Origin of the sequence: Bacillus sp. SIMBA_008, from assembly GCF_046535495.1 — a bacterium.
GTDB classification, from domain to species: domain Bacteria; phylum Bacillota; class Bacilli; order Bacillales; family Bacillaceae; genus Bacillus; species Bacillus subtilis.
Genome location: NZ_JAWRWL010000498.1, coordinates 1 through 270, shown reverse-complemented (window position 1 = coordinate 270; position 270 = coordinate 1). Strand labels below are relative to the sequence as shown.

The window sequence follows — 270 nt, the reverse complement described above, 5'->3', positions numbered from 1 at the left end:
CTATAATCTTTTTATCTGTATCACCCAAAAAGAGCAATTTATGAGCTTGAATACTCTGTTTTAATTGTTCTAACATTCCTTTTTTCTTTTCTAAATGTTTAATAATTTGATCCAATTGACTCTGTTTATCTATTAATTCCTGATTTTTTAATTGAATTAAAACGTCTCCTTTTTTTACCTCATCACCTGATTTAACAGAAACAGTATCTACAATTCCTCCAATTTGCGTTCTCGATACGCTCACATCATATTTACCTTGTATCATTGCAG

The 270-nt window shown here is 29.3% G+C and carries 1 pseudogene; it reads right to left on the bottom strand.

Annotation, left to right across the window (positions count from 1 at the left end):
• Positions 1-270, bottom strand: a pseudogene (locus SB658_RS24180) (hemolysin D); the annotation flags it as partial.